General features: G+C 63.3%; 21 protein-coding genes. 13 read left to right on the top strand and 8 right to left on the bottom strand.

Annotated elements, in window-relative coordinates:
* Positions 1 to 28: 28 nt before the first annotated feature.
* The 3 genes from EWV37_RS04765 to EWV37_RS04755 form a co-directional block, all read right to left on the bottom strand.
* Entirely contained in the window at positions 29 to 1537 is a 1509-nt protein-coding gene (locus EWV37_RS04765) for a peptide MFS transporter (protein WP_129700157.1), read from the bottom strand.
* Positions 1538 to 1799: 262 nt separating this feature from the next.
* Positions 1800 to 3308 carry a peptide MFS transporter gene (locus EWV37_RS04760; protein WP_095797235.1) on the bottom strand — a complete coding sequence of 503 codons (1509 nt, stop codon included), beginning with the start codon at positions 3306 to 3308 and terminating at the stop codon, positions 1800 to 1802.
* A gap of 331 nt (positions 3309 to 3639) precedes the next feature.
* Positions 3640 to 4470, bottom strand: coding sequence for an aldo/keto reductase (locus tag EWV37_RS04755; RefSeq protein WP_095797236.1), 831 nt, complete (start codon positions 4468 to 4470; stop codon positions 3640 to 3642).
* Positions 4471 to 4596: 126 nt separating this feature from the next.
* On the opposite strand from EWV37_RS04755, the gene EWV37_RS04750 reads away from it, so the two are divergent.
* Positions 4597 to 5028 carry a hypothetical protein gene (locus tag EWV37_RS04750; protein ID WP_129700155.1) on the top strand — a complete coding sequence of 144 codons (432 nt, stop codon included), beginning with the start codon at positions 4597 to 4599 and terminating at the stop codon, positions 5026 to 5028.
* A gap of 97 nt (positions 5029 to 5125) precedes the next feature.
* On the opposite strand, the gene EWV37_RS04745 is transcribed toward EWV37_RS04750, so the two are convergent.
* The gene (locus EWV37_RS04745; RefSeq protein ID WP_095797301.1) at positions 5126 to 5869 is read right to left on the bottom strand and encodes a hypothetical protein; all 744 of its coding nucleotides are present in this window, start codon (positions 5867 to 5869) and stop codon (positions 5126 to 5128) included.
* 45 nt (positions 5870 to 5914) lie between these two features.
* Between EWV37_RS04745 and EWV37_RS04740 the strand changes: the two genes are divergently transcribed.
* The gene (locus tag EWV37_RS04740) at positions 5915 to 7165 is read left to right on the top strand and encodes a CynX/NimT family MFS transporter (protein WP_095797238.1); all 1251 of its coding nucleotides are present in this window, start codon (positions 5915 to 5917) and stop codon (positions 7163 to 7165) included.
* 33 nt (positions 7166 to 7198) lie between these two features.
* Here EWV37_RS04740 and EWV37_RS04735 read toward each other — a convergent pair whose 3' ends face one another.
* Positions 7199 to 8056 carry a dioxygenase family protein gene (locus tag EWV37_RS04735; protein ID WP_129700153.1) on the bottom strand — a complete coding sequence of 286 codons (858 nt, stop codon included), beginning with the start codon at positions 8054 to 8056 and terminating at the stop codon, positions 7199 to 7201.
* 91 nt (positions 8057 to 8147) lie between these two features.
* Between EWV37_RS04735 and EWV37_RS04730 the strand changes: the two genes are divergently transcribed.
* From EWV37_RS04730 to EWV37_RS04720, 3 genes are all read left to right on the top strand, one after another.
* Entirely contained in the window at positions 8148 to 8633 is a 486-nt protein-coding gene (locus EWV37_RS04730; RefSeq protein ID WP_095797240.1) for a MarR family winged helix-turn-helix transcriptional regulator, read from the top strand.
* Between the two features lie 169 nt (positions 8634 to 8802).
* Positions 8803 to 10665, top strand: coding sequence for an ABC transporter ATP-binding protein (locus EWV37_RS04725; protein ID WP_129700307.1), 1863 nt, complete (start codon positions 8803 to 8805; stop codon positions 10663 to 10665).
* Positions 10666 to 10690: 25 nt separating this feature from the next.
* Positions 10691 to 11302, top strand: a complete 612-nt coding sequence (locus EWV37_RS04720) for a DUF421 domain-containing protein (protein ID WP_095797242.1) — start codon at positions 10691 to 10693, stop codon at positions 11300 to 11302.
* Positions 11303 to 11315: 13 nt separating this feature from the next.
* On the opposite strand, the gene ykgO is transcribed toward EWV37_RS04720, so the two are convergent.
* Together ykgO and EWV37_RS04710 are read right to left on the bottom strand one after the other, a co-directional pair.
* Positions 11316 to 11438, bottom strand: a complete 123-nt coding sequence (gene ykgO, locus EWV37_RS04715) for a type B 50S ribosomal protein L36 (protein ID WP_095797243.1) — start codon at positions 11436 to 11438, stop codon at positions 11316 to 11318.
* Entirely contained in the window at positions 11435 to 12685 is a 1251-nt protein-coding gene (locus EWV37_RS04710) for a CobW C-terminal domain-containing protein (RefSeq protein ID WP_129700151.1), read from the bottom strand. Before EWV37_RS04710 ends, ykgO begins: the two co-directional genes overlap by 4 nt.
* A gap of 122 nt (positions 12686 to 12807) precedes the next feature.
* Between EWV37_RS04710 and EWV37_RS04705 the strand changes: the two genes are divergently transcribed.
* The 7 genes from EWV37_RS04705 (at position 12808) to EWV37_RS04675 (ending at position 20338) form a co-directional block, all read left to right on the top strand.
* Entirely contained in the window at positions 12808 to 14040 is a 1233-nt protein-coding gene (locus EWV37_RS04705; protein ID WP_095797302.1) for an ABC transporter ATP-binding protein, read from the top strand.
* Positions 14037 to 14819: an ABC transporter permease gene (locus EWV37_RS04700; RefSeq protein WP_129700149.1), complete on the top strand. Its 783-nt coding sequence runs from the start codon at positions 14037 to 14039 to the stop codon at positions 14817 to 14819. The genes EWV37_RS04705 and EWV37_RS04700 overlap by 4 nt, the downstream gene beginning before the upstream one ends.
* Positions 14816 to 15493, top strand: coding sequence for an ABC transporter permease (locus EWV37_RS04695; RefSeq protein WP_129700147.1), 678 nt, complete (start codon positions 14816 to 14818; stop codon positions 15491 to 15493). The genes EWV37_RS04700 and EWV37_RS04695 overlap by 4 nt, the downstream gene beginning before the upstream one ends.
* On the top strand, positions 15490 to 16440 hold the full coding sequence (locus tag EWV37_RS04690) for an ABC transporter substrate-binding protein (RefSeq protein ID WP_095797247.1): 951 nt from the start codon (positions 15490 to 15492) through the stop codon (positions 16438 to 16440). The genes EWV37_RS04695 and EWV37_RS04690 overlap by 4 nt, the downstream gene beginning before the upstream one ends.
* 334 nt (positions 16441 to 16774) lie before the next feature.
* Positions 16775 to 18781: an amylosucrase gene (locus EWV37_RS04685; protein ID WP_095797248.1), complete on the top strand. Its 2007-nt coding sequence runs from the start codon at positions 16775 to 16777 to the stop codon at positions 18779 to 18781.
* Between the two features lie 441 nt (positions 18782 to 19222).
* Complete coding sequence (locus tag EWV37_RS04680) at positions 19223 to 19732, top strand: hypothetical protein (RefSeq protein ID WP_095797249.1); 510 nt, start codon at positions 19223 to 19225, stop codon at positions 19730 to 19732.
* Positions 19733 to 19825: 93 nt separating this feature from the next.
* Positions 19826 to 20338 (top strand): SRPBCC family protein, encoded by a 513-nt coding sequence (locus tag EWV37_RS04675; RefSeq protein WP_129700145.1) that lies wholly within the window; start codon positions 19826 to 19828, stop codon positions 20336 to 20338.
* 18 nt (positions 20339 to 20356) lie between these two features.
* Here EWV37_RS04675 and EWV37_RS04670 read toward each other — a convergent pair whose 3' ends face one another.
* Positions 20357 to 20911 carry a GNAT family N-acetyltransferase gene (locus EWV37_RS04670; protein ID WP_238663066.1) on the bottom strand — a complete coding sequence of 185 codons (555 nt, stop codon included), beginning with the start codon at positions 20909 to 20911 and terminating at the stop codon, positions 20357 to 20359.
* 145 nt (positions 20912 to 21056) lie between these two features.
* Here EWV37_RS04670 and EWV37_RS04665 point away from each other — a divergent pair, with 145 nt between their 5' ends.
* Entirely contained in the window at positions 21057 to 21677 is a 621-nt protein-coding gene (locus EWV37_RS04665; RefSeq protein ID WP_095797251.1) for a superoxide dismutase, read from the top strand.
* Positions 21678 to 21988 lie beyond the last annotated feature (311 nt).

Raw genomic sequence — 21988 nt, 5'->3', positions numbered from 1 at the left:
GGCCGGAGCGGCGTCGTCTGTGAAGGAACTACCGAATGCCACGCATGCGATTGAGGATGGGTTTGGACGCCACCAACATCAGGATGCCGAGACCAACGGTGACCGCACCCAACGTGCCGAAGTAGGCGGTCTCGTTTTCAGCGGAGTAGAACGAGGCCAGCGAACCGGATAGCGCCGTGCCCAGAGCGAGAGCAAGGTTGAAGAGAGCGACCATCTGTACCGGATACTTGCGCGGTGCGAGTTTGGTGGCCAACGACAAGCCAACCGGAGACAGGAACAGCTCACCCATGGTGGCCACGAACAGGATCAGAACGATCCAGCCGATGAATACCGGGTCCGAATTGACCTGCGTAAGGAAGAGCAAGAACGCGGCGCCGATCAGCAACAGTGCGATGCCGAATTTGGTGGGCGTTGCGGGGGCCCGATTGCCCAATTTGGTCCACACTCCCGCGAACACCAAGGAGAAGACGAAGATGAAGAACGGATTGATGGACACCACCAATGACGGAGGTATCTGCCAACCGAAGAAATTCAGGTCGAGACGAGTATCCGCATAGATCGCGATTACCGTGAACTGCTGCTGGAACAGTGCGAAGAATGCCGCTGTGGCAATGAACATCGGCACGAACGCGATGATGCGAGAGTGCTCGTCCGGTGAGAGTTCCTTGTCACGCAGCATCATGGTGAACAACGCGATGGTTGCTAGCACGGTGACCAGCACCACGGCATCGGCCAGATTGGTCGGGTTCAATACGCCCGTCAAGAACAGAACGATAATTAGAGCAATGCCGCCCAACGCAATGCCGACCCATTTGGCGTACTGCGAGTGGGGTAAGGGATTGGCCACCGTGTGCACGGTCTCGGGCAAACCCTTGCGCGTCAGGACGTACTGAGTCAGGCCGAAGGCCATACCAATGGCCGCCAGGGCGAAGCCCCAGTGGAAGCCCCAGGCACCCCACGCGAAGCTGGTCAGGAGTGGACCGAACAGGCCACCGATGTTCACACCCATGTAGTAAATCGAGAAGCCCGCATCGCGGCGCGGATCCTGGCGGCTGTACAAGGTGCCCACAAGGTTCACGCACGTGGTCTTCAGGCCACCCGAACCTACCGCGATACACACCAGCCCGATGGCCAAGCCGGCCACGTGAGGAATCAGCGACAGTGAGAGGTGCCCGATCATGATCAGCACCGCTGACGCGAGCATGGTCCGTTCGGAACCGATCAGACGGTCGGCGATCCAACCGCCCAGGATGGAGCACAAGTACACGGTGCCGCCATAGGCGCCCACGATCCCGGCTGCTACGCCTTCGTCAATGCCTAAACCACCGTCGGTGGTTTGGTAGTACATGTAGTACAGGACGAGCGCCTGCATACCGTAGAAGGAAAACCGTTCCCACAACTCCACGCTGAACAGGTTGGCCAACATGCGTGGCTGGCCCAGGAAGTGCTTGCCCGAGGGGTTGTGGGGATCAAAGTGAAGGTTGGGGGAACCCGGCGCGGTTGTGGCGGCACCATCCCCTGGTGCGGTGTGTCTCATACCACATTATTGTCCACCCGGTGGGTATATTAAGACGAACGTGTCGGAGTCCTGGAGGGTCTTCTATTTCCTCGTTTCCGCTAGTCAAAGGGCGATAAAAATGATTGCGATACGCCTGACGCTTACCTGATGAAACCCTGTTTTTTACAGCCACGACCGGTCTCCCAGCGACGACGGCGCTCGTCGGGTGCAGAACGCCCCGCGCCTCTCGAAGAGGTGCGGGGCGTTCGGAACGGCCGGAGCGACGTCGTCGGTGGAGTATTTACCGAACGCCGCGCATGAGGCGCGTGATGGGCTTGGCCAGCAGGAGCAGGACAACGCCCAGCGCCGCGGTGATCAGGCCCAGGGTGCCGAAGTAGGCGCCCTCGGTGTCCGAGGTGTAGTAGACCGCGAGCACGCCGGACAGGGTGGTACCGAGCGAGACGGCCAGATTGTTCAAAGCGACCATCTGCGCGGGGTACTTGTTCGGTGCGAGCTTGGTCGTCAGGGACAGACCGACCGGGGAGAGCATGAGCTCACCGAGCGTGGCGATCAGCAGGATCAGAGCGATCCACATCAGCGGCACGGACACGTGACCCACCATGGGCAGGAAGGTCAGGAACGCGGCGCCGATCAGCAGCAACGCCAGACCGAACTTGACCGGCGTGGTGGGCTGACGGCGACCCAGCTTGGTCCACATGGCGGCGAACACGGGTGCCAGCAGGATGATGAACACGGGGTTGATCGACTGGACCCAGGACGGCGGCATTTCCCAGCCGAAGAGGTTCAGGTTGAGGCGGGTGTCCGCGTAGATCGCGATGACCGTGAACTGCTGCTGGAACAGTGCGAAGAATGCCGCAGTGGCAATGAACATGGGGATGAACGAGATCACGCGGGAGTGCTCATCCGAGCTGAGGTCCCTGTCGCGCAGCAACATAGTGAAGATGGCGATGGCCGCCAAAATCACGACCACGGTGATGACGTTGGCGAGGTTCGCGGCGTTCAGGACGCCCAGCAGCGCGGCAACGGCAATGATGGCCACGGCGGCCAGAGCGATGGTGATCCACTTGCCGTACTCCGAGCGGGGCAGCGGGTTGGGAACGTGGTGTATCGACTGGGGAAGCTTACGGCGAGCGCGGGTGTAGAGGATCAGGCCGATGGCCATGCCGATGGCTGCCAAACCGAAGCCGAAGTGGAAGCCCCAGGCTTCCCACGCTGCACCGGTCAGCAGCGGGCCGGCCAGACCACCGATGTTGACGCCCATGTAGTAGAGCGAGAAGCCGGCGTCACGGCGCGGATCTTCGCGCTCGTAGAGGTGACCGACCATATCGACGCACGTGGTCTTCAGGCCACCGGAACCGATGGCAATGCAGATCAGGCCGATAGCCAGACCCGCCACACTGGGGAGCAGAGCCAGGGAGATATGGCCCGCCATAATGAGGAGCGCGGAGTAGAACATGGTTCGTTCGGACCCGAGCAGCCGGTCAGCGATCCAGGCACCCAGGATCGAGCTGAGGTAGACGCTACCGCCGTATGCGCCCACGATGCCCACGGCCACGTTCTCGGGAATCCCGAGTCCGCCATCCACCGCGGCGTAGTACATGTAGTAGAGGACCAGGCCCTGCATGCCGTAGAACGAGAAACGCTCCCACATCTCCACGCTGAACAGGTGGGACAGCATGCGCGGTTGGCCGAAGAACGTTTTTCCGCTGGGATCCTGCGGAGCTATGTGCGAATTGGGCGTGACCGGCACGGTCGTGGCGCGCGGCTCCCCCGGGGTGTTGTTTGTCATAACTTCCAATTCTGCACCTGTTAGGGGAGCTAACGCGACATGGCGGGCCTTGTCGTCGGTGCGTGGTCAGGTCTTTTGCCTGGTCGTCGGGCAGAAATGGGCCGTCAGAACGCGCTTAAATTTTCTATGCTCGGGACATGTTCTCGTTACCCCGACGCCAACGCGGCCCTCGGTGACATTTTTGGCGGAGGTTCATAAGGAAAACCGTCATTCGCGTGCGATCCTGCGACACAGATGTCAGGACGCGCTCGGGACGGAGTTCAGCCTCGCTAGTGAGAATGGCCCCGGTTCCCTTGAGGGAACCGAGGCCATGTCGCCGAGGTAACAGCGATCAGTCGTTGAAATCCTCCGGGGCGGAGCCGATGCGGCCGTCGTCGCGGGTGAGACCGTCGATCAGGGCGATCTCCTCGGAGCTGAGCGTGAGGTCCTGTGCGGCCCAGTTCTCCTCGATGCGTTCGGGAGTCACGGACTTGGGGAACACCACGTTGCCGATGGCCAAGTGCCACGCGATGATGACCTGCGCCGGGGTGGCGTCGTGGGCCTTGGCGATCTGGGCGATGGTCTCGTCCTGCAGATCGGCCTTGCCCTGACCCAGCGGGGACCAGGCTTCGGTCACGATGTCGTACTTCGCATCCAGATCGCGCATGGCCTTCTGGTTGAAGTAGGGGTGCAGCTCGATCTGGTGTGCGGCGGGGATGTCACCGGTGTCGATGATCTCCTGGAAGGCTTCCTCACCGAAGTTGGAGATACCAATGGAACGGGCCTTACCGGACTTCTTGATCTCCTGGAATGCCTTCCAGGTCTCCAGGTACTTGCCCTTCTTCGGCTGCGACCAGTGGATGAGGTACAGGTCCACGTAGTCCAGGCCCAGGCGTTCCAGGGATTCGTCGATGGCCTTCAGCGCGGAATCGTAGCCCTGGTCGTCATTCCACAGCTTGGTGGTGATGAACAGTTCCTCACGGGGGATGCCGCTCTTGGCGATCGCGCGACCCACGCCTTCTTCATTGCCGTAGATCTTGGCGGTGTCGATGTGGCGGTAGCCGGTCTCGAGAGCCTTGGTCACCACTTCCTCGGCGACGTCCGGCTCAACCTGCCAGACTCCGTAGCCGAACTGCGGAATCGTGTTGCCGTCGTTGAGGGTCAGGGTTGCATTGCGAGGCATGGAAATCCTTTCGTTGGGAAACTGTTTTCAGTGAACTCCTCCGCCTGCCGCCCTGACAAGCCGTTAAGTTATGAGTGAAGTCACGGCCGTCAGGTGCATGTCAGTGAGTCGTGGTGAAATAGAGGTATGAAGTTCAACTTCCACCGTGTCAAGACCCCCGCGTACATCACCTCCATCGCCCTGGTGGTGATCGGTCTGCTGTTCGAGCTCGGCTCCATGCCCGTTGCCGCGTGGATCTTCGTGATCCTGGGCATCGTGCTCAACCTCATGGCCGTGTCCGTGACCGCGGTCAACGACAATCCTCGCGCCCCTCGCGAGTTCAAGCGCTCCTCGGTGGAGGACGGCACCCGCGTGGTCATCGAACCGGACGTTGACACCGAGCAACAGGAGACCGTTCCTGCCGCACCTTCGACGCCCAAGGCGAAGTCCACCGCCCCCATCAAGGACGAAAAGCCCGCAAAGCGCATGGGCTCCTCCGCGCTCCGCGCGAACCTGGCCGGCAAGTTGGGTTCCCGTCCTGCCGCTGATGGCACCAAGGACCCCCACCAAGTCAAGTAGTTCTTCTGCCGACGACGCCGCTGCGTCGCCACGACAACGGTCTCTCGCCTTTCGGTAAGAGGCCGTTCGTATGTGCGGGTCGCGCTCACGGGCACGATCAGTTCATCGCCGCACCCTGATAGATCTGACGGATCCGCGCATCATCCAAGCGGGTTTCGATGTTCACGGTGTTCTCGGGATCGGAACGCAAGTAGCGCACCGGCCCGTGCGCGCCCACGGCGAGCTTCTCCGAATCCGACGTGTTGTACACGGCGTCGACCGGGGCCTGGAACTTGGGACCCTGTACCGGGTTCACGGACAGCACCAGGTGAGCAGTGACCGTCTCTGAGACGCCGTTCTCGTCGAACGGGGAGTCCACGTCCACTTCGCGGATGATGCCCACGCCGTAACCGATGACACCCGGCAGTCGAGTAGCCAGATGACCCTGCGCGCGGGCGAAGGCCTTCTTCACGCTGGAGATCCACGTGAGTGCGGCCAGAACCAAAATCACGGCAATCGCGCCCAACCACAGGCCGTTGTTAGTGTCCGCGTAGCGCATCCAGCACAGCACGATGGCCAGCGCCGACACCACGGGGATCACCAGGATCATGGAGTTGGCGAGCTTCTCGCGGGTGCCTACCTTGGCCGGTGTGGCAGGCGAGGCGGGACTCGCCGAGCTGGTACCGGACGCTGTGGCGCCTGGATCGGAAGCGCCGTCGGCGGGTGATGCGTTACTCGCGGGCGAAGAACCAGCATTGCCCGAGGTCGCGGACGGGTTGCGCCGCAACTGCTGCATGGCTTTGAGATCGAACCCTCGGTCATCAACGGTAACGGGGGTGGGCCAGGTGTCCATGGAATCCATGGTTCCCATTATGGTGGCATGACGTCCTAGAGAGGTGGTCCGTCCATGCCCGAGCGTCCCGCTCAGCCCCCGGTCAACCGCGGCCACCGTGCCGGTTTGCTGCTGGTGGGGGTGTTGTTGCTGGGCGCCAACCTCCGCGCCGGCATCACCGCGGTAGGTCCCGTGCTCCCGGACATCGAGCAACAGGGCGGCCTGACCGGGTTCGAGGCGTCGCTGCTCGTGAGCCTGCCGTTGATTGCGTTCGCCGTGATTTCGCCGTTCGCGCCACGGCTGGCTGAGAGCCTCGGGTTGGAACGCGTCCTGGGCCTGGCGCTCGCCGTGTTGGCGCTGGGTATCATCATTCGCTCGACGCCCGGGCCCGGCTTCATCTGGATCGGCACGGTGCTGCTGGGTGCCGCGATCGCGGTGATGAACGTGCTGATCCCCGCGTTGATCAAACGCGATTGGCCGCACAAGATCGGCCCCATGACCGGTGTGTACCAGTCGGTCACCGCGCTCACGGCCGCTCTTGCTTCGGGTGTGGTGGTCCCCATTGCCCAGGTAGCCCCGTCCGGTTGGCGCTTCGCCCTGGGGATCTGGGCCGGCACGGCGATCATCGGCTTGGCCATCTTCCTGCCGTGGATCGTGGGTCGCCGGAAACCCACCAAGGACCTTCCCGGCCGTTCCGAGCTGCGTGACGAACACGGCGCTCTAAGGACGACGCCGCCCGCTCGCCGTCACGCCAAACTCCCCTTGGGTTCCGCGCTGGCTTGGCAGGTCACCGCGTACATGGGACTGCAGTCCACTGTCTACTACACGATGGTGACCTGGTTGCCCGCGGTGCAAGTGTTCAACGGTGCGAGCGCGGTGGAAGCCGGTTGGTACCACTTCGCGTTCCAGGCATGTGGACTGGTGGGCACCCTCTTCACGGCATCCATGATCCCCAGGACCCGGAGTCAGTCCGGGCTGGGCATCCTGTTCACCAGTTCGGCCGTGATCGGTGTGATCGGTCTGCTGACCATGCCCGGACTGTCACTGTTGTGGGCGCTGTTCATCGGCTTCTGCACGGGCGGGGCCATCGTGCTGGCCATGGCGCTGTTCGGGCTGCGCACCGTGGACTATCACCAGGCGGCCGGGCTGTCCTCAATGGCGCAAAGCGTCGGCTACCTGCTCGCTGCGTTGGGGCCGGTCATGATCGGTGTGCTGCGGGATGCTACGGGCACCTGGACCATCCCGCTGCTCACGATTCTCGGCGTGATCATCGCGCAGGGTGTGTTCGTGGCTCTGGCCGGACGCAATCGCACGCTGCCCGCGTAGGGCGAGCGAGCGGCGTCGTCGATCGTCGACGAGCTAGGCGAGCTGGAACGAGCGCTTGGACAGGCCGATCTTGTAGCCCTCGATCGTGGTCTTGACCGGGCCCTCGGGATCGTCCGCGGCACCCAACGTGATGAACAGCGGCGTGAAGTGCTCCACGGTGGGGTGCGCATAGGGCATGCCGGGGGCGTCGGTGCGGAAGCGGGACAGTCCGGCAACGTCACCGTCGTCGAGCAACTGGGCGGCCCACGAATCGAAGTCCACGGACCAGGACTCGGGCTCGGCCGTGGTCCCCAACAGCAGCTGGCGAGACGGCATGCCGTGGGTCATGAAGCCGGAACCGACCACCAGGTAGCCCTCGTGGCGCAATTGGCGCAGGTGGCGACCCAGGTCCATGAGTCGCTCGGGGGAGTGCGTGGGCATGGAGACCTGCAGTGCAGGAACGTCCGCGAGCGGGTACATGGCGCGCAGCGGAACCCACGCGCCGTGGTCCAAGCCGCGGTTGTGATCCACGTGCAAGGATTCGGTGTCCGGCATCATCGCGGCGATCCGGGCACCCAGTGTCGAGGCGTCCGGGGTGGGGTAGGTGAGCTCGTAGAAGCGCTGCTCGAACCCGCCGAAGTCGTAGACCAACGGGGTATTGGCGGTGGGCGAGGTGATGGACGTGGGCGCATTCTCCCAGTGCGCCGACACGACGACGACGCCGCGCGGCTTGGGCATGCTCATGGCCCACTCGAAGAGCTCGGAGAGCCAGAGCTCATCGTCGAGGAGCCCCGGATAACCGTGGCTCAAGTAGATGGAGGGCAGCGGTGCGTCACCGTCTTGCCAGCGCGGTTGCGCTGCGGAGCGGGGGAGCGATGACATCTCATGGCGGTCGAGAACGGTCATGCTCATGACGGTTACTTCCTTCCAAAATAGTTTCTGTTGCAAGCAATTCTAGGGAACAATATTTGCTGCGTCAATATATTCCACCTAGAATCGGCGCATGAGCGATACAGAATGGTTGTCCGAAGACGAGCGCGAAGCGTGGCTGGCGCTCGTGTCGATCATGTTCCGCCTGCCCGGCGCCGTGGAAACACAGCTGCGCAGCGAAGAGGACATGTCTCTGGCGGAATACCTGGTTCTGGCGATGCTCTCCGAAGCCTCCGACCACCGGCACCGCATGTCCGAACTCGCGGCCGCCACGAACACGTCTCAGTCACGGCTCTCGCGCATCGTCGCGCGCATGGAGAAGGCCGGACTGGTCACCCGCGAGGGCCGGCTCGACGACCGCCGCGTGGTCATCGCCGAAATCACTGACGCCGGGATCGAACGCATCCAGCAAGCTGCGCCGGCTCATGTGCGCCACGTGCGCGACATCGTCTTCAATCGTCTGAGCCCCGAGCAGGTGGGTCAGCTGGTCGAGATCGGCCACTCCCTCAACCGCGGACCGGCTGAGGACGTGGCGAAGGGTTTGCGCTCGATCGCCTGAGCTCGGTGGCATCACGAGGTGGCTGCCTGCAGTTCGGTTCGCTGAATGCTTGGCCGCTTGAGCGCTCGGCTGGTTGCGCGCTCAAGCGCCCTGCTGTCGCACCGCGTGACCACGGATCCGAAGCACCTCGGCGCCGCTCCCGCCCCGGGTCTAGAGTGGCGGGGTGAGTATGAACGGCAGTCCGCACCGGGTCATGATGGGCGCCGTCAAGGGCCAGGAGTACAAGGGACGCAAGATCAGTGGCGCGACCATCAAGCGCATCCTGACTTTCGCGCGTCCGCACCGTAAGACCATCACCCTGTTCATCGTGGTTTCGGTGGCGCTGGCGGTGCTGGGCGTTGTCACTCCGGTGCTTGCCGGGCGCGTGGTCAATGCCATCACCGGCGGTCAGGACATATCGGCCGTGGTGTGGCTGGCCGTGGGAATCGCGATCGTCGCCCTGCTGGATGCCGGTCTGTCCGTGCTCAACCGACTGTTGTCCTCGCGCGTGGGTGAAGGTCTGATCTACGACCTGCGCACCACTGTGTACGACCACGTGCAGACCATGCCGCTGGCGTTCTTCACCAGAACCCGCACGGGGGCACTGGTCTCCCGACTCAATACTGATGTGATCGGCGCGCAGCGCGCCTTCGCGGGAACCCTGTCCGGCGTGGTGTCCAACGTGGTCTCGCTGGCGCTCACGGTGGGTGTCATGGTGACCATCTCGTGGCAGGTCACCGGCTTGTCTTTGCTGTTGCTCCCCATCTTCTTGATCCCCGCCCGTGCCATGGGCGGCCGACTGGCCGGGCTGCAGCGGCAATCCGCGCAGTACAACGCCCAGATGTCCATCCGCATGACCGAACGCTTCGCCGCCGGCGGAGCCACGCTGGTCAAGCTGTACGGTGACCCTTCGAGTGAGTCCCGGCAGTTCGCCGAACGAGCGGCGAGTGTGCGCAATATCGGTATTCGCACCACCATGCTGCAGACGACGTTCGTCACCGCGCTGACCTTGGTTTCCGCCTTGGCGCTGGCGTTGGTCTACGGCGTGGGCGGCGCCCAGGCGATCCTGGGTCACCTGGATGCCGGTGCCGTCGTGACCCTGGGCATGCTGCTGACCAGGCTATATACCCCGTTGACCATGTTGGCCAACGCCCACATGGACATCATGAGTGCCGTGGTGAGCTTTGAGCGCGTGTTCGAGGTGCTCGACATCAAACCCCTGATCCGCGAGGCTCCCGATGCCCGCGCCATCGACGCGGGCCCGGCGTCGGTGGAGTTCGACGACGTCCACTTCGCCTACCCCTCGGCCGAAAAGGTCTCCTTGGCCTCCTTGGAGGACGTGGCGGTGTTGGATTCGCGCGGTGGAGAAGAAGTGCTGCATGGCATCTCCTTCAGCGCCCAACCGGGTCACACCGTGGCCTTGGTCGGATCCTCGGGCGCGGGAAAGTCCACGATTGCCCAGTTGGTGGCGCGTCTGTACGACGTCGACACCGGTGCCGTCCGCTTGGGCGGCCAAGACGTCCGTGAAACCACGTTCGAATCTCTGCGTGACACCGTGGGCATGGTCATGCAGGACGGTCATCTGTTCCACGACACCATTCGCGCCAACTTGGCTCTGGCCCGCCCGGAGGCCACGGACGAGGACCTGTGGGATGCCCTGGATCGCGCCCGGATGAAACACGTAATTGAATCCCTCCCGGACGGCCTGGACACCGTGGTGGGAGAGCGCGGCTACCGGCTCTCCGGCGGTGAGCGGCAGCGCCTGACCATTGCCCGCCTGTTGCTGGCCCAACCCCCTGTGGTGATTCTGGATGAGGCCACCTCCGCACTGGATTCCACCAATGAGGCGTACGTGCAAGCGGCCTTGGGCGAGGCCATGGTCGGCCGTACCGCCATCGTGATTGCCCACCGCCTGTCGACCATTCGTCAGGCCGATCAGATTCTGGTGATCGAGGCGGGCCGGATCGTGGAGCGCGGCACGCACGACGATTTGCTCGAGGCCGATGGCCGGTACGCGGAACTGTACGAAACGCAGTTCTCCACCACCGAGTGAGCGGGCCTAATCTGTCGACATGCCGATGAACGTCTCGCTCCCCGACCAGTTGTTCGAAGAACTGGGCATTACCTGGCCCCACGCGATCGCGGTCGTGCTGTCCGCGGTCGGGATCTACGTGGCCTTCCTGCTGTTCGTGCGGATATTCGGTCAGCGCGTGCTCATGGCCATGTCCACGTTCGACGTGGTGGTCACGGTCATGCTCGGCTCGGTGGCCGGCCGCGTGATCCTGGGACACCCGCCCACTCTGACCAGCGGCATCCTGGGCCTGGCCACGCTGTTCATCCTGGAGGCGGTCTTCGGTCAGCTGCGCTCGTCGATGCGGGTGCACAAGCTCATGAACAGCCCGGCGCGATTGCTCATGATCGGCCAGGACATTCAAGAGAAGACGCTCAAGCGATCCCACATCACGATCTGGGAGTTGCATGGTGCGTTGCGTCGCGCCGGTATTCGCTCATATCAGGAGATCGCGTGTGTCCTACACGAGCCCGGCGGTGGCATCAGCGTGCTGCGCCGCGGTGTGCCCATCGACCCGCGGTTGCTCACTGACGTCGCCGGTGCAGACCACATCCCGGACGAGTTCCTCGCTGGGGATGACCCTGCCGGTGACCACCTGGGTAGTCACCGGCAGGGTTAGGACACGGCCGGGTTCAGCCCTGCCGGGCCTTCATGCGCGGGTTCTTCTTGTTGATCACGTAGGTGCGGCCGCGGCGGCGCACGATCTGCGAACCGGGAACCTTCTTGAGCGCGCGCAGTGAGTTACGGACCTTCATGGTGTCTCCTTTGTCTGGGTTGGCGGGGTGTCTTGACAGGGGTTGGTCGACGGCGGCTCGTCGACCGGGGCGCCCGTGGCGGCGTGGAGCAGCTCGTGCAGTTGCCCGCCGTCCAGGAATGAGCCGGTGATGGCGATCGTGCATCCGCACAGTCCGTCCGGTAGCAGCGAGACGTGTCGCCTAGCTCGATCGGGAAGCGTGGCCGCAGCCGTACTCGCGTTCAGTACCGACGCGATGTAGTCGAGTGTCGTGGGCTCCTGCTCTTTCGGTTCGAGCCACACGTGCGGCCCCACGCCCTCGATGGCCACCGTGCGGGAAGGATCCGTGTGGAAATGCACGGTTCCGCGCACCCGGCACGCGCCGGCCACCATGGTGCCCAGGGCGCGATGGAACAGTGCCGGGTCCACCGGCTGGGAGGTGCGCAGCACCACGGTCGAGGCCGCGGCGCCGTCGTACTCGGGAATACTCCCCGGACGACGCCGCTGCTTCGCGGCGTGTTCGTCGAAGCTCGCGAACATCCCGGCGTGCGTCGAGGAACTGCGACGTGGTGTGGCGGTGGCGTCCACAATCGTCAGGTGCGGGGCGATCTCCCCGATCAATTCAACGCCGCGGTCCCACTGTTCGGGGTGGTGCGGGGCCAAGGCTGAATCCAAGTTGTTCACAGCGAGCAGGCTGGAGCTGTGTGCGACTTCCGCGGCCAAGAACTCGCCGGAGGTTCGGCAGTATTCCCGTTCGGGCATGAAGCGTGGTTCGCCCTTGGGGGTCTCATGGACTGCGGGAAGCGCGGGGCGGGAATCGAACTCCACGGCAGGGGAGACATCCCAGAGAGTGTCCTCCACGGTTTCGGGATCCACGGCGAACAGCACGGACTGAATGCGGATCTCGGGGGACTCGGAGGTGCGTTCGGGGGCTCTAAGGGCGGCCACCGCATCTTCGGACGGGAACCCCATGGGGAGTAGCAGCACGATGAGTTCGTCATCCGCGGTTGCGGAGGCCTGGTCGACCACGTGGTGCGCAAGATCGTGCCGGGCTGCGGCACCTTGGTCCGCGTGGCCCGGCTCGGCGACATCCAGTGGTGAGGCGTGCAGGAAGCGGAGGTTCCCATTGCGGTGATGCTTGCGCATCAGGGCGCCGTCGGCGGTGATGTCCCATCGGATGAACTCGGCCGAGGGCCAGCGCCGGGCGAGGTACTTCGCGGCAGCCAGACGTGCCAGGGCATCCAGGGAGCTGACGATGACGAAACGCATACCGTCACTCTAATAAGAATGGTTCTCAAAAACAAACGTGTGACAACACCGCGAAATAACGGAGCACACTGATGATTGCGCTGGATAGGATGAACGCACGCCATCGAAGGGACTTCAAGGGCATGACCGAAACGGCCATTCGCTATTCAGGCGTGAGCAAGGTGTATCCCAACGGGACCACCGCCGTGGACCACCTGGATCTGGAGATCCCCACCGGCTCACTCACCGTGTTCGTGGGCCCTTCGGGCTGCGGCAAAACCACCTCGCTCCGCATGCTCAACCGCATGGTGGAACCCACCTCCGGCACCGTGGAGATCAACGGTCGCAACGTGGCGGACGTCCCCGCCGCGCAGCTGCGCCGTTCCATGGGCTATGTGATGCAGCAGTCCGGGCTCATGCCCCACCGCACGGTGGAGGACAACATCGCCACCGTGCCCCGGTTGAACGGGGTGTCCAAATCCAAGGCCCGCGCCAATGCTCGTGAACTCCTCGGTTCCGTGGGGCTCGACGAGTCCCTGGCTACCCGCTACCCGGCGCAACTGTCCGGTGGTCAACAGCAGCGCGTGGGCGTGGCCCGAGCGCTTGCCGCTGATCCGCCCATCCTGCTCATGGACGAACCCTTCTCCGCGGTGGACCCCGTGGTGCGCCAGGACTTGCAGCGTGAACTCCTGGACCTGCAGAAGCGCTTGCACCGCACCATTGTGTTCGTCACCCACGACATCGACGAGGCCATCACCCTGGGTAACCGCGTGGCCGTCTTCGCCCGCGGTGGCAAGCTGGCCCAGTACGCGACCCCGGAAGAACTCCTTCGAGCTCCGGCCGACGACTTCGTGGCGGACTTCATCGGCCGCGACCGCGGCTTCCGCTCCCTGACCTTCGACCGCGCCCCGGTGGCCGTCCACCCCGTCACGGTGCTCAACGCGGAGACAGGCCAGCGCTCGCGGATCGATTCCGGGCACGGCTCGTCCGCGCCCTGGCAGGCCGACGGCGCTGAGGGCGGTTCTCACGACGCCGCCCACGGCGATACGCACGCCGGCGCACGAAACGGTGCGATAGCGGCGTCGTCGGACGGCTGGGTCCTGCTGGTCAACGAACGCAACGCGCCGCTGGGTTGGCTGCCCGTGGACGGTGCCGGCAACCCCGCGCCGCGTGAAGAACTGCGCGTGGGCGGCACGCTGTGGCGCGCCGGCGACTCGCTGCGTACCGCCCTGGACGCCGCGCTCTCCTCGCCGTCGGGACAGGCTGTGGCGGTTCACGAGGACGGCTCGCTGGCCGGAATCCTGCGCGGTGACGAAATCATGCGGGCCATCGAGGAGCAACGCAACGAGCGATCCGACCGGCGGGAGCGGCCATGAACTGGCTGTCGAACAACTGGTCCACGGTCTTCGAACTGACGGGAACCCACCTGCTGCAATCGGTGATTCCCGTGGTGGTGGGACTGCTGATCTCGGTGCCCTTGGCCAGGCTGGCCGCCGGCAGTAAGTGGCTGCGGCCGCTGTTCGTAACCGGATCGTCTTTGCTCTACACAATTCCCTCACTCACGCTGTTCGTGGTGTTGCCACTGATCCTGGGCACCCAAATGACCTCGCTGATCAACGTGATCGTGGCGCTGACCCTGTATGTGATCGCGATTTTGGTGCGCTCGTGCGTGGATGCGTTCGAGGCCGTGGACAAGGACATTCTGCAGGCCGCCACTGCCATGGGTTACAAGCCCGTGCGCCGCTTCTTCGGCGTGGAGCTGCCGCTAGCCGTGCCCGTAATGATTGCGGGGCTGCGCGTGGCCACGGTGTCGAACATTTCCATGGTGTCCGTCGGCGCGGTGATCGGTATTCAGTCCCTGGGCACGCTGTTCACGGACGGGCTGCGGCGCTCCATCATGTCGGAGATCGTGGTGGGCATCATCGCGACCGTGATCCTGGCCGTGGTGCTGGATCAGTTGCTGCGCTTGGTCGGTCACGTGCTCACTAAGTGGCGCCGGGCGGGGCAGGTCAGTAGCGGCAACGGAGGCCGAGAACGGCGTGGTGACGGCACGGGCAAGCGCTCGGCTGCCGGTCCCGAGAGCGAGACTCAGGACGAGGACTCCCAGCGCGCCCGCTCCATCGCCAGCGTGGAATCCGGAGGTGCGAAGGCATGAACCTGATCGACCAGGCCCTCCAATTCCTTATCGACCCGATGAACTGGACCGGTGCCGCCGGCATCCCGCAGCGCATGCTCGAACACCTGGGCTATACGGCCCTGACCATGGCCATCGCTTTGATCATTGCCGTGCCGCTGGGGCTGTGGGTGGGGCACACCGGGCGCGGTAGCGGTGTAGTGGTCGGTATCACCGGCGCCCTGCGTTCGCTGCCCACACTGGGTCTGCTGACGCTGTTCACCCTGCTCATGGGACTCGGCCTGATGCCACCGATCCTGGCGCTCGTGCTGCTGGCCATCCCGCCCATCCTGTCCGGAACGTACTCCGGGATCGCCTCGGTGAATCCCGCGCTCGTGGACGGCGCCCGCGCCATGGGCATGACCGAGCGGCAGACGCTCACGCGCGTGGAAATCCCCGTGGCGCTGCCCGTGATCCTGGGCGGCATTCGCAACGCCGCACTGCAGGTGCTCGCGACCGTGACCATCGTGGCCTACATCAACCTGGGTGGCCTGGGAAGATACTTGATCGACGGGCTGGCCGTGCGCGACTACTCACGCATGCTGGCCTCCGTGGTACTCGTGGCGGTGCTTGCGCTCGCTGCGGACGCAATATTGGCTCTGATTCAACGCCTGGTGACCTCGCCGGGGCTCAGATTGGCAGGAGAACGCTCATGACCATTTCACTTTTCCGGCGCGCGGGCGCGTGGCTGGCCGGGTTCTTCGCCCTGGCGCTGGTGCTCACCGCGTGCGGTGGCGGTTCCGATCCACTCGACGATTCCGGTGACGACGCCGCTTCGGGCGGGTCCTCGGAGACGATCACGGTTGGGTCGGCGGACTTCCCCGAGTCCCAGGTGATCGCGGAACTCTACGCGGGCGTGCTCAAGGATGCGGGTCTCACGGTGGAGACCAATGCGGGCATTGGCGCCCGCGAGGCGTACACGGGCGCGGTCAAGGACGGGTCCGTGGACGTGGTTCCGGACTACTCAGGCAACCTCTTGCTGTTCGCCGACACCGAGGCCACCCAGGCCTCCGCCGAGGACATCATGAGCGCGCTTCCGGGTGCTTTGGAGTCCGAGGGACTCTCCGTGCTGGAGGCCTCCGACGCCGAGAACAAAGACTCCCTGGTGGTCACCCAGGCCACCGCGGACGAGCACTCCCTGAAGTCCATCGAGGACATGGCACCGGTGTGCGGTGAATTCATCATGGCCGGCCCGCCCGAGTTCCAGGAACGCGCCTACGGTGTCAAGGGTCTGGAAGAGAAGTACAACTGCACGTTCAAGTCCTTCGAACCGATCAATGACGGCTCCGGCCCCCTGACCGTGCAGGCCCTCACGAGCGGTGACGTACAGGTGGCCAATATCTTCACGACCACCCCGGCTATCGAGGACGAGAACCTGGTGGTTCTGGAGGATCCCAAGAACAATTTCATTGCGCAGCAGGTGCTCCCGCTGACCGCTCCGGACCGCCTTCCGCAGGAGGCCCAGGACGCGCTGAACGAGTTCTCGGGCAAGCTGACCACCCAGGACCTGATCGATCTGAACCGCAAGGTGAGCGGTGAACAGCAAATGAACCCGGCAGATGCTGCCGCCGAATGGTTGTCGGAGAACGGCTACCAGTCCTAGTTTCCACAGGGGATGTCCACAGCCGGTGGGCATTGTGGGAAATCGAGGTTGACCTGCTCGAACACAACGTTTGAGCAGGTCAATTCTCATTCGACACGCCGTAGTTTCCACACCTGTGGATAACTCTGTGCACAACCTGTGCAGTAAACGTAGGGTTACAAAATGCGACACGTACGCGTCACCTTGTTAGCGCACTAACAAAGATGTCTATGCTGGGGAAGCCACGATTCATCGGATGGTGGCACTGTCCGAAAGGGCTCGGCGTCAAGGGGGATCTCGAGCTCGGAACCACCTCACAGATCCGTGTTCGTGAGGAGACCGAGGAGACCGCACCATGTTTCAACAAGAAATGATCCTCCCGACCGTCACGAGCCGTGACGAACTCATCGGTGCCATGAAACGACGCCTGAGCCAGGATGACCGTGTTGGCTCCGCAGACCGCGAAGTCTTCCTGCGCAGGCTCAGCAAGTACGTCGGTCAACTCGTCACGGGACTGCGCGCCGTCTACGGCCAGCGCCCCGACTTCTGGGATCTGGCCGCGGCCAGCGTACTCACCGCATGGGACTCCTTCTCCGAGCGCCCGGAAGGCCTCAAAGAGCTTGATGTGGAGCGCGAGTCCGAGCCGTCGTGGTTCATGTCCCGTCAGGCCGTGGGCGGTGTCTGCTACGTGGATCGCTATGCGGGTTCTATTGCCGGACTGCGTGAGCGCATCCTGTACTTCAAGGAACTTGGTCTCAACTACCTGCACCTGATGCCGTTGTACGAGTGCCCCGAGGGCAACTCCGACGGTGGTTACGCCGTGTCCTCTTATCGGCGTGTGGATCCCGCATTGGGCACCATGGACGACCTGGCGGAACTCGCGGAGGAACTGCGAGCCGAGGGCATTGCCCTGGTGCTGGACTTCGTCTTCAACCACACCTCCAACGAACACGAATGGGCAAAGGCAGCGGCTGCCGGGGATCCGTTCTACGAGCAGTTCTACTGGATTTATCCGGACCGCACCGTGCCGGCCCAGTTCGAGGAAACCGCTCGCGAGATCTTTCCGGACGATCACCCCGGTGTGTTCACCCGCGTGGACGCCACCCCTGCCGGTCGCGCGGCCAGTGGTTTGGAAGAGGATCCCCGCTGGGTGTGGACCACGTTTCACCGTTTCCAGTGGGATTTGAACTACTCCAATCCCGCGGTCTTTCGGGCCATGGCAACGGAAATGCTGTTCCTCGCCAATCAGGGCGCACAGGTGTTGCGGCTGGATGCGGTGGCGTTCATCTGGAAACAGTTGGGAACCACGTGTGAGTCTCAGCCGCAGGTCCACGATCTGCTGCGCGCGTTCAACGCGATGGTCAAGCTGGCTGCCCCTGCCGTGGAGTTCAAGTCCGAGGCGATCGTCCACCCGGACGAGGTCATCCGGTACATCGACACGGACCAGTGCACCCTGTCCTACAACCCGCTCCAGATGGCCCTGGGTTGGGAAGCGAGCGCGACGCGCAAGGTCGCGCTGTTGCAGCAGGCGATCAACGAGCGCCACACGACCCCCGAGGGCACCGCGTGGGTCAACTACGTGCGCAGCCACGACGACATCGGGTGGACCTTCTCCGACGACGACGCCGCACGGGTGGGGGTCGACGGTTACGATCACCGTCGCTTCCTGAACGCCTTTTATACCGGACGATTTCAGGGCAGTTTCGCCCATGGCGTGGCGTTCCAGGACAATCCCCGGACCGGCGACTGTCGAATCTGCGGGACGACAGCCTCGCTCATGGGACTCGAAACCGAACCCGGCCCGGCGGCGGACCGCATTCTATTGGCGTACTCACTGGCCATGAGCACCGGCGGTGTCCCTCTGATCTATCTCGGGGACGAAGTGGGCCAGCTCAACGACCCCGCTTGGGCTGAGAACCCGGACAACTCTCACGACGCCCGGTGGGTGCACCGGCCCGAGTATTCACGGGCCGACTACGAGCGTCGCCACGATCTCTTCTCCGTGCAGGGTCGAATTTTCGGTGGGATCCAGCGGATGATTTCGGTGCGTCAGCAGACGGAGGAGTTCGACGGCACCCGGTTGATTCCGTTCGACACCCACAACCCCCATGTTCTGGGCTATCAGCGCCCCGGTGAGCACAGTGTGGTGCTGTGCCTGGCCAACTTCAGCGACTGGTCGCAGTACGTGACTGGGGAGACGCTGTCCGGGTTCCTGCCCACGGGTGTGGAACTACACGGTAACGGGACTGTGGATCTGCGCGGCGGCATCCTGTTGGACGCGCACAGTTTCTGGTGGATCCGTGTGATCCCGGTTCAGCAGAACGCGGTCCGCTCGCGCGAAGGTGCAGAAAAAACTGTCTGACGGACGCTGAGGTGTCCGAAAAATCCCGCCTGGTGGACCCGGGCGGGATTTTCTTTGGTTTCTTTTCCGCACACCTGTGTGGGTTATCCACAGAGGTTGTCCACACAGTGGAAAACTCACACGGTTGTGATTCCACCGCTGTGACGCACGAGTGTTCGACTGGTGAGCGGCCCCAGCCCTTGAAAACACGGCACAGCGGACCGGAACGAATGTTCGCTCTCGAGCGCAATCAGACAGATCTTCGAATTATTCACAACTGTGTCCACACCTGTGGATAACTTTCTCCACCCCTGTGCACAGAGCGCCCACACTTGTGCGGAGTGGACTTCCAAGAAATGTGGGCCAAGATAATAGGCATTGACGCGGCAGCACGGACCTACCGGATGGGCTGGTGGGTATGTGGGAGATGTTGCGTCTGGGGATCTACTTGAGGGATAAACCATGCACGAAACGGATACACCGCACGGTTTTTTGATCAGCACCCAGGAATTCGTCCCGGCCACTGCTGATGAGTTCGAACGTGTGCTCAGGGCCCCAGGATCCATTGCCGCTTGGAACGAGCTGGAACTGTCTGGCCCCGCGGGATCCGGGGTTCCTCTGGACGTGGGCGACGCCATGGAATTCACGGTCAATGTGGGGCCGTTGTCGTTCGACTATGTGATGATCGTGGCCGCGCGAACTTCCGGTGTGTCGTTCATTCAGCGCACTACCAAGGGGTTCGTGGATGTCACCATCGAGTACTCCTGGAAGACGCAGGGGGTGGGCACGTTGGTCACGGTGGATGCGATGTACCGCCTCACGGGGCCCCTGTGGTGGAAGAAACCGGCGACGCGAGCAGTGGCGCGGAAATTCGTCCGCACCGCCTCACGGAACATGCGCGACATGTTTTCCCCTCGGCGCAGCGGCGGGCGGGGGAACTCGACGTTTCCTGACACCCATGGTTGTCGGTAGGGTTCACCCTCTAAGCTGAAGGGGAAGAGCGAGCGTCAACAGGGCAAGGGAGGCGCACGCTCGTGGGGTCTACGAACGTGAGGGGAAACTGGATTGGCTGAGTCCAGCATTGTTGAGTTCGAGGAACGTCTGATTATTCATGCGCCGGCCAACGTGGTGGAGCGCATGCTCGTTGACGCACCGGCGCTGCCGCAGTGGCGCACGTGCATGCGCGAGAACGTGGAAACGTCTGATCCGATCATGAGGCCCGGAACCACCGTCACCTTCGTGACCACGCAGTACGGACTGCACTTCGACTACATCCAGATCGTGTCCCAGTACATTCCGGGACAGACGCTGGCGTACCGGACCACCAAGGGTTTGTTCTTCATCGACACCACGTACGAGTGGGTCGAGGATCACGGGAGCACCCGGCTGACCTGCCACTACCGGTTGTACGTGCCCAAGAACAAGCAGTTCATCAAACGCCTGGTGGAACGTAGTTTTCAGAACCAGTCACGCGATGACAACAAGAATCTGAAGCACCTGCTGGAGACGGGCGCGCAACGTTACCGAGCGGCGTCGGACCTCACCCCGGACGAGCCGCGTCTCGAATCGCTCACGTAACCCGCCCCGCCTAGCGCATCAATTCAGCCGAAGTTCGTGGCGCAGCACCGTCACGTGGAAATCCTGGTGTGCCACGTAGAAATCCTGCGTTCCGCACGGTAGGTATCCCAGGCCCTGGTAGAACTCGGCCAACCGAGGACTGTTCACGTCGCAATCCAGACGCACCACTGAACGCCCCGAATCCCGCGTGACCTTCTCGGCGTGCCGGATCAGCGCCGGGCCCGTGCCGGTGCTGCGCAGTGATCGGTCCACGGCCACGCCGTGCACGTAGCCGGCGGGTTCCTCCTGTTTGCCCCAGATCCGTAGGTCTTCCCACAGCACCTGGACGCTGGCGAGCACCACGGTCGGATCCTCGGGGGATTCGATCACCGACCACTCGCCACGGCCGATTTCCTCGGAAACGTCGCGCGGATCGAATTCCCCCTCCCGCCACTGGTCGATCCCGCGGCCCTGGAGCCAGCGGGCGATCCGGTTGCGCAGGTCGACGATGCCCTGCGCGTGTTCCTCACGGGCAGGGATGATGGGGCCGGGGGTGGGTTGGAGTTCTTCGAATGAATCAGGTGAATCAGGCACGCACACGAGAATAAGACATCCACATGACAACTTATGACGAGGAAAGTACCTTTCCTACGCTAGTGGCTGAACCTTCTTGACCCTGTCGAGGGCCCTGGCGTTAGGTGGAAATATCAACGCCAAGCGCTAGGAAGGATGATTCACTGTGGCTGAAAAGTTCACTCTGCCCGATCTCCCGTATGACTATGCCGCTCTTGAGCCCCACATCTCGGCTCAGATCATGCAGTTGCACCACGACAAGCACCACAACACCTACGTGACCGGTGCAAACACTGCCCTGGAGAAGATGGAGGAGGCTCGCGCCAACGGTGACGCTGCCGGTGCAGCCAAGCTCTCCAAGGATCTCCAGTTCAACCTGGGTGGCCACATCAACCACTCCATCTTCTGGAAGAACCTCTCCCCGGAGGGTGGCGACAAGCCCGAGGGCGAGCTCGCCGCGGCTATCGACAACTTCTTTGGCTCCTTCGACAACTTCCGTGACCAGTTCACCGCGGTTGCCACCACCATTCAGGGTTCCGGCTGGGCCATCCTGGCTTACGAGCCCATTGCCGGCAACCTGGTCATCGAGCAGATGTACGACCAGCAGAACGGCGTTCCCGTTGCCACCATCCCGCTGCTGCAGCTGGACATGTGGGAGCACGCCTTCTACCTGGACTACCAGAACGTCAAGGCTGACTACGTCAAGGCCTTCTGGAACATCGTCAACTGGGCAGACGTCGCAGAGCGCTTCGAGAAGGCTCGTACCGGCGCCAAGTCCCTCATCTGATTGAGACTTCCAGCTTGTACCTCGCTTTTGTGAGGTGAATCGAAACCCCGCCCGGCAGCCTTCGCTGTCGCGCGGGGTTTCGTTCTCCCCGAGCAGGAACCTTTCGATCGCACTGATCGCCGACGGCGCTCGCGGCCACGCCCGCTTTGCCCCACCGAGCCGTTTCCACCCCAGAGTTATCTGGCCCTTCACAGATGAGCATGGGTAGGGGTCTTGCGCCACGGCCGGTGTCCACCGGCGGCGAGCAGGGCGCGTAGGCGGTAGTTGTCGAAGTTCCGGAAGCCGCGGGCGACTCGGCGCATCGTCTCGAT

This window comes from Kocuria carniphila, from assembly GCF_004136555.1.
GTDB lineage: Bacteria > Actinomycetota > Actinomycetes > Actinomycetales > Micrococcaceae > Kocuria > Kocuria carniphila.
This window is presented reverse-complemented; position numbering and strand designations above follow the sequence as displayed.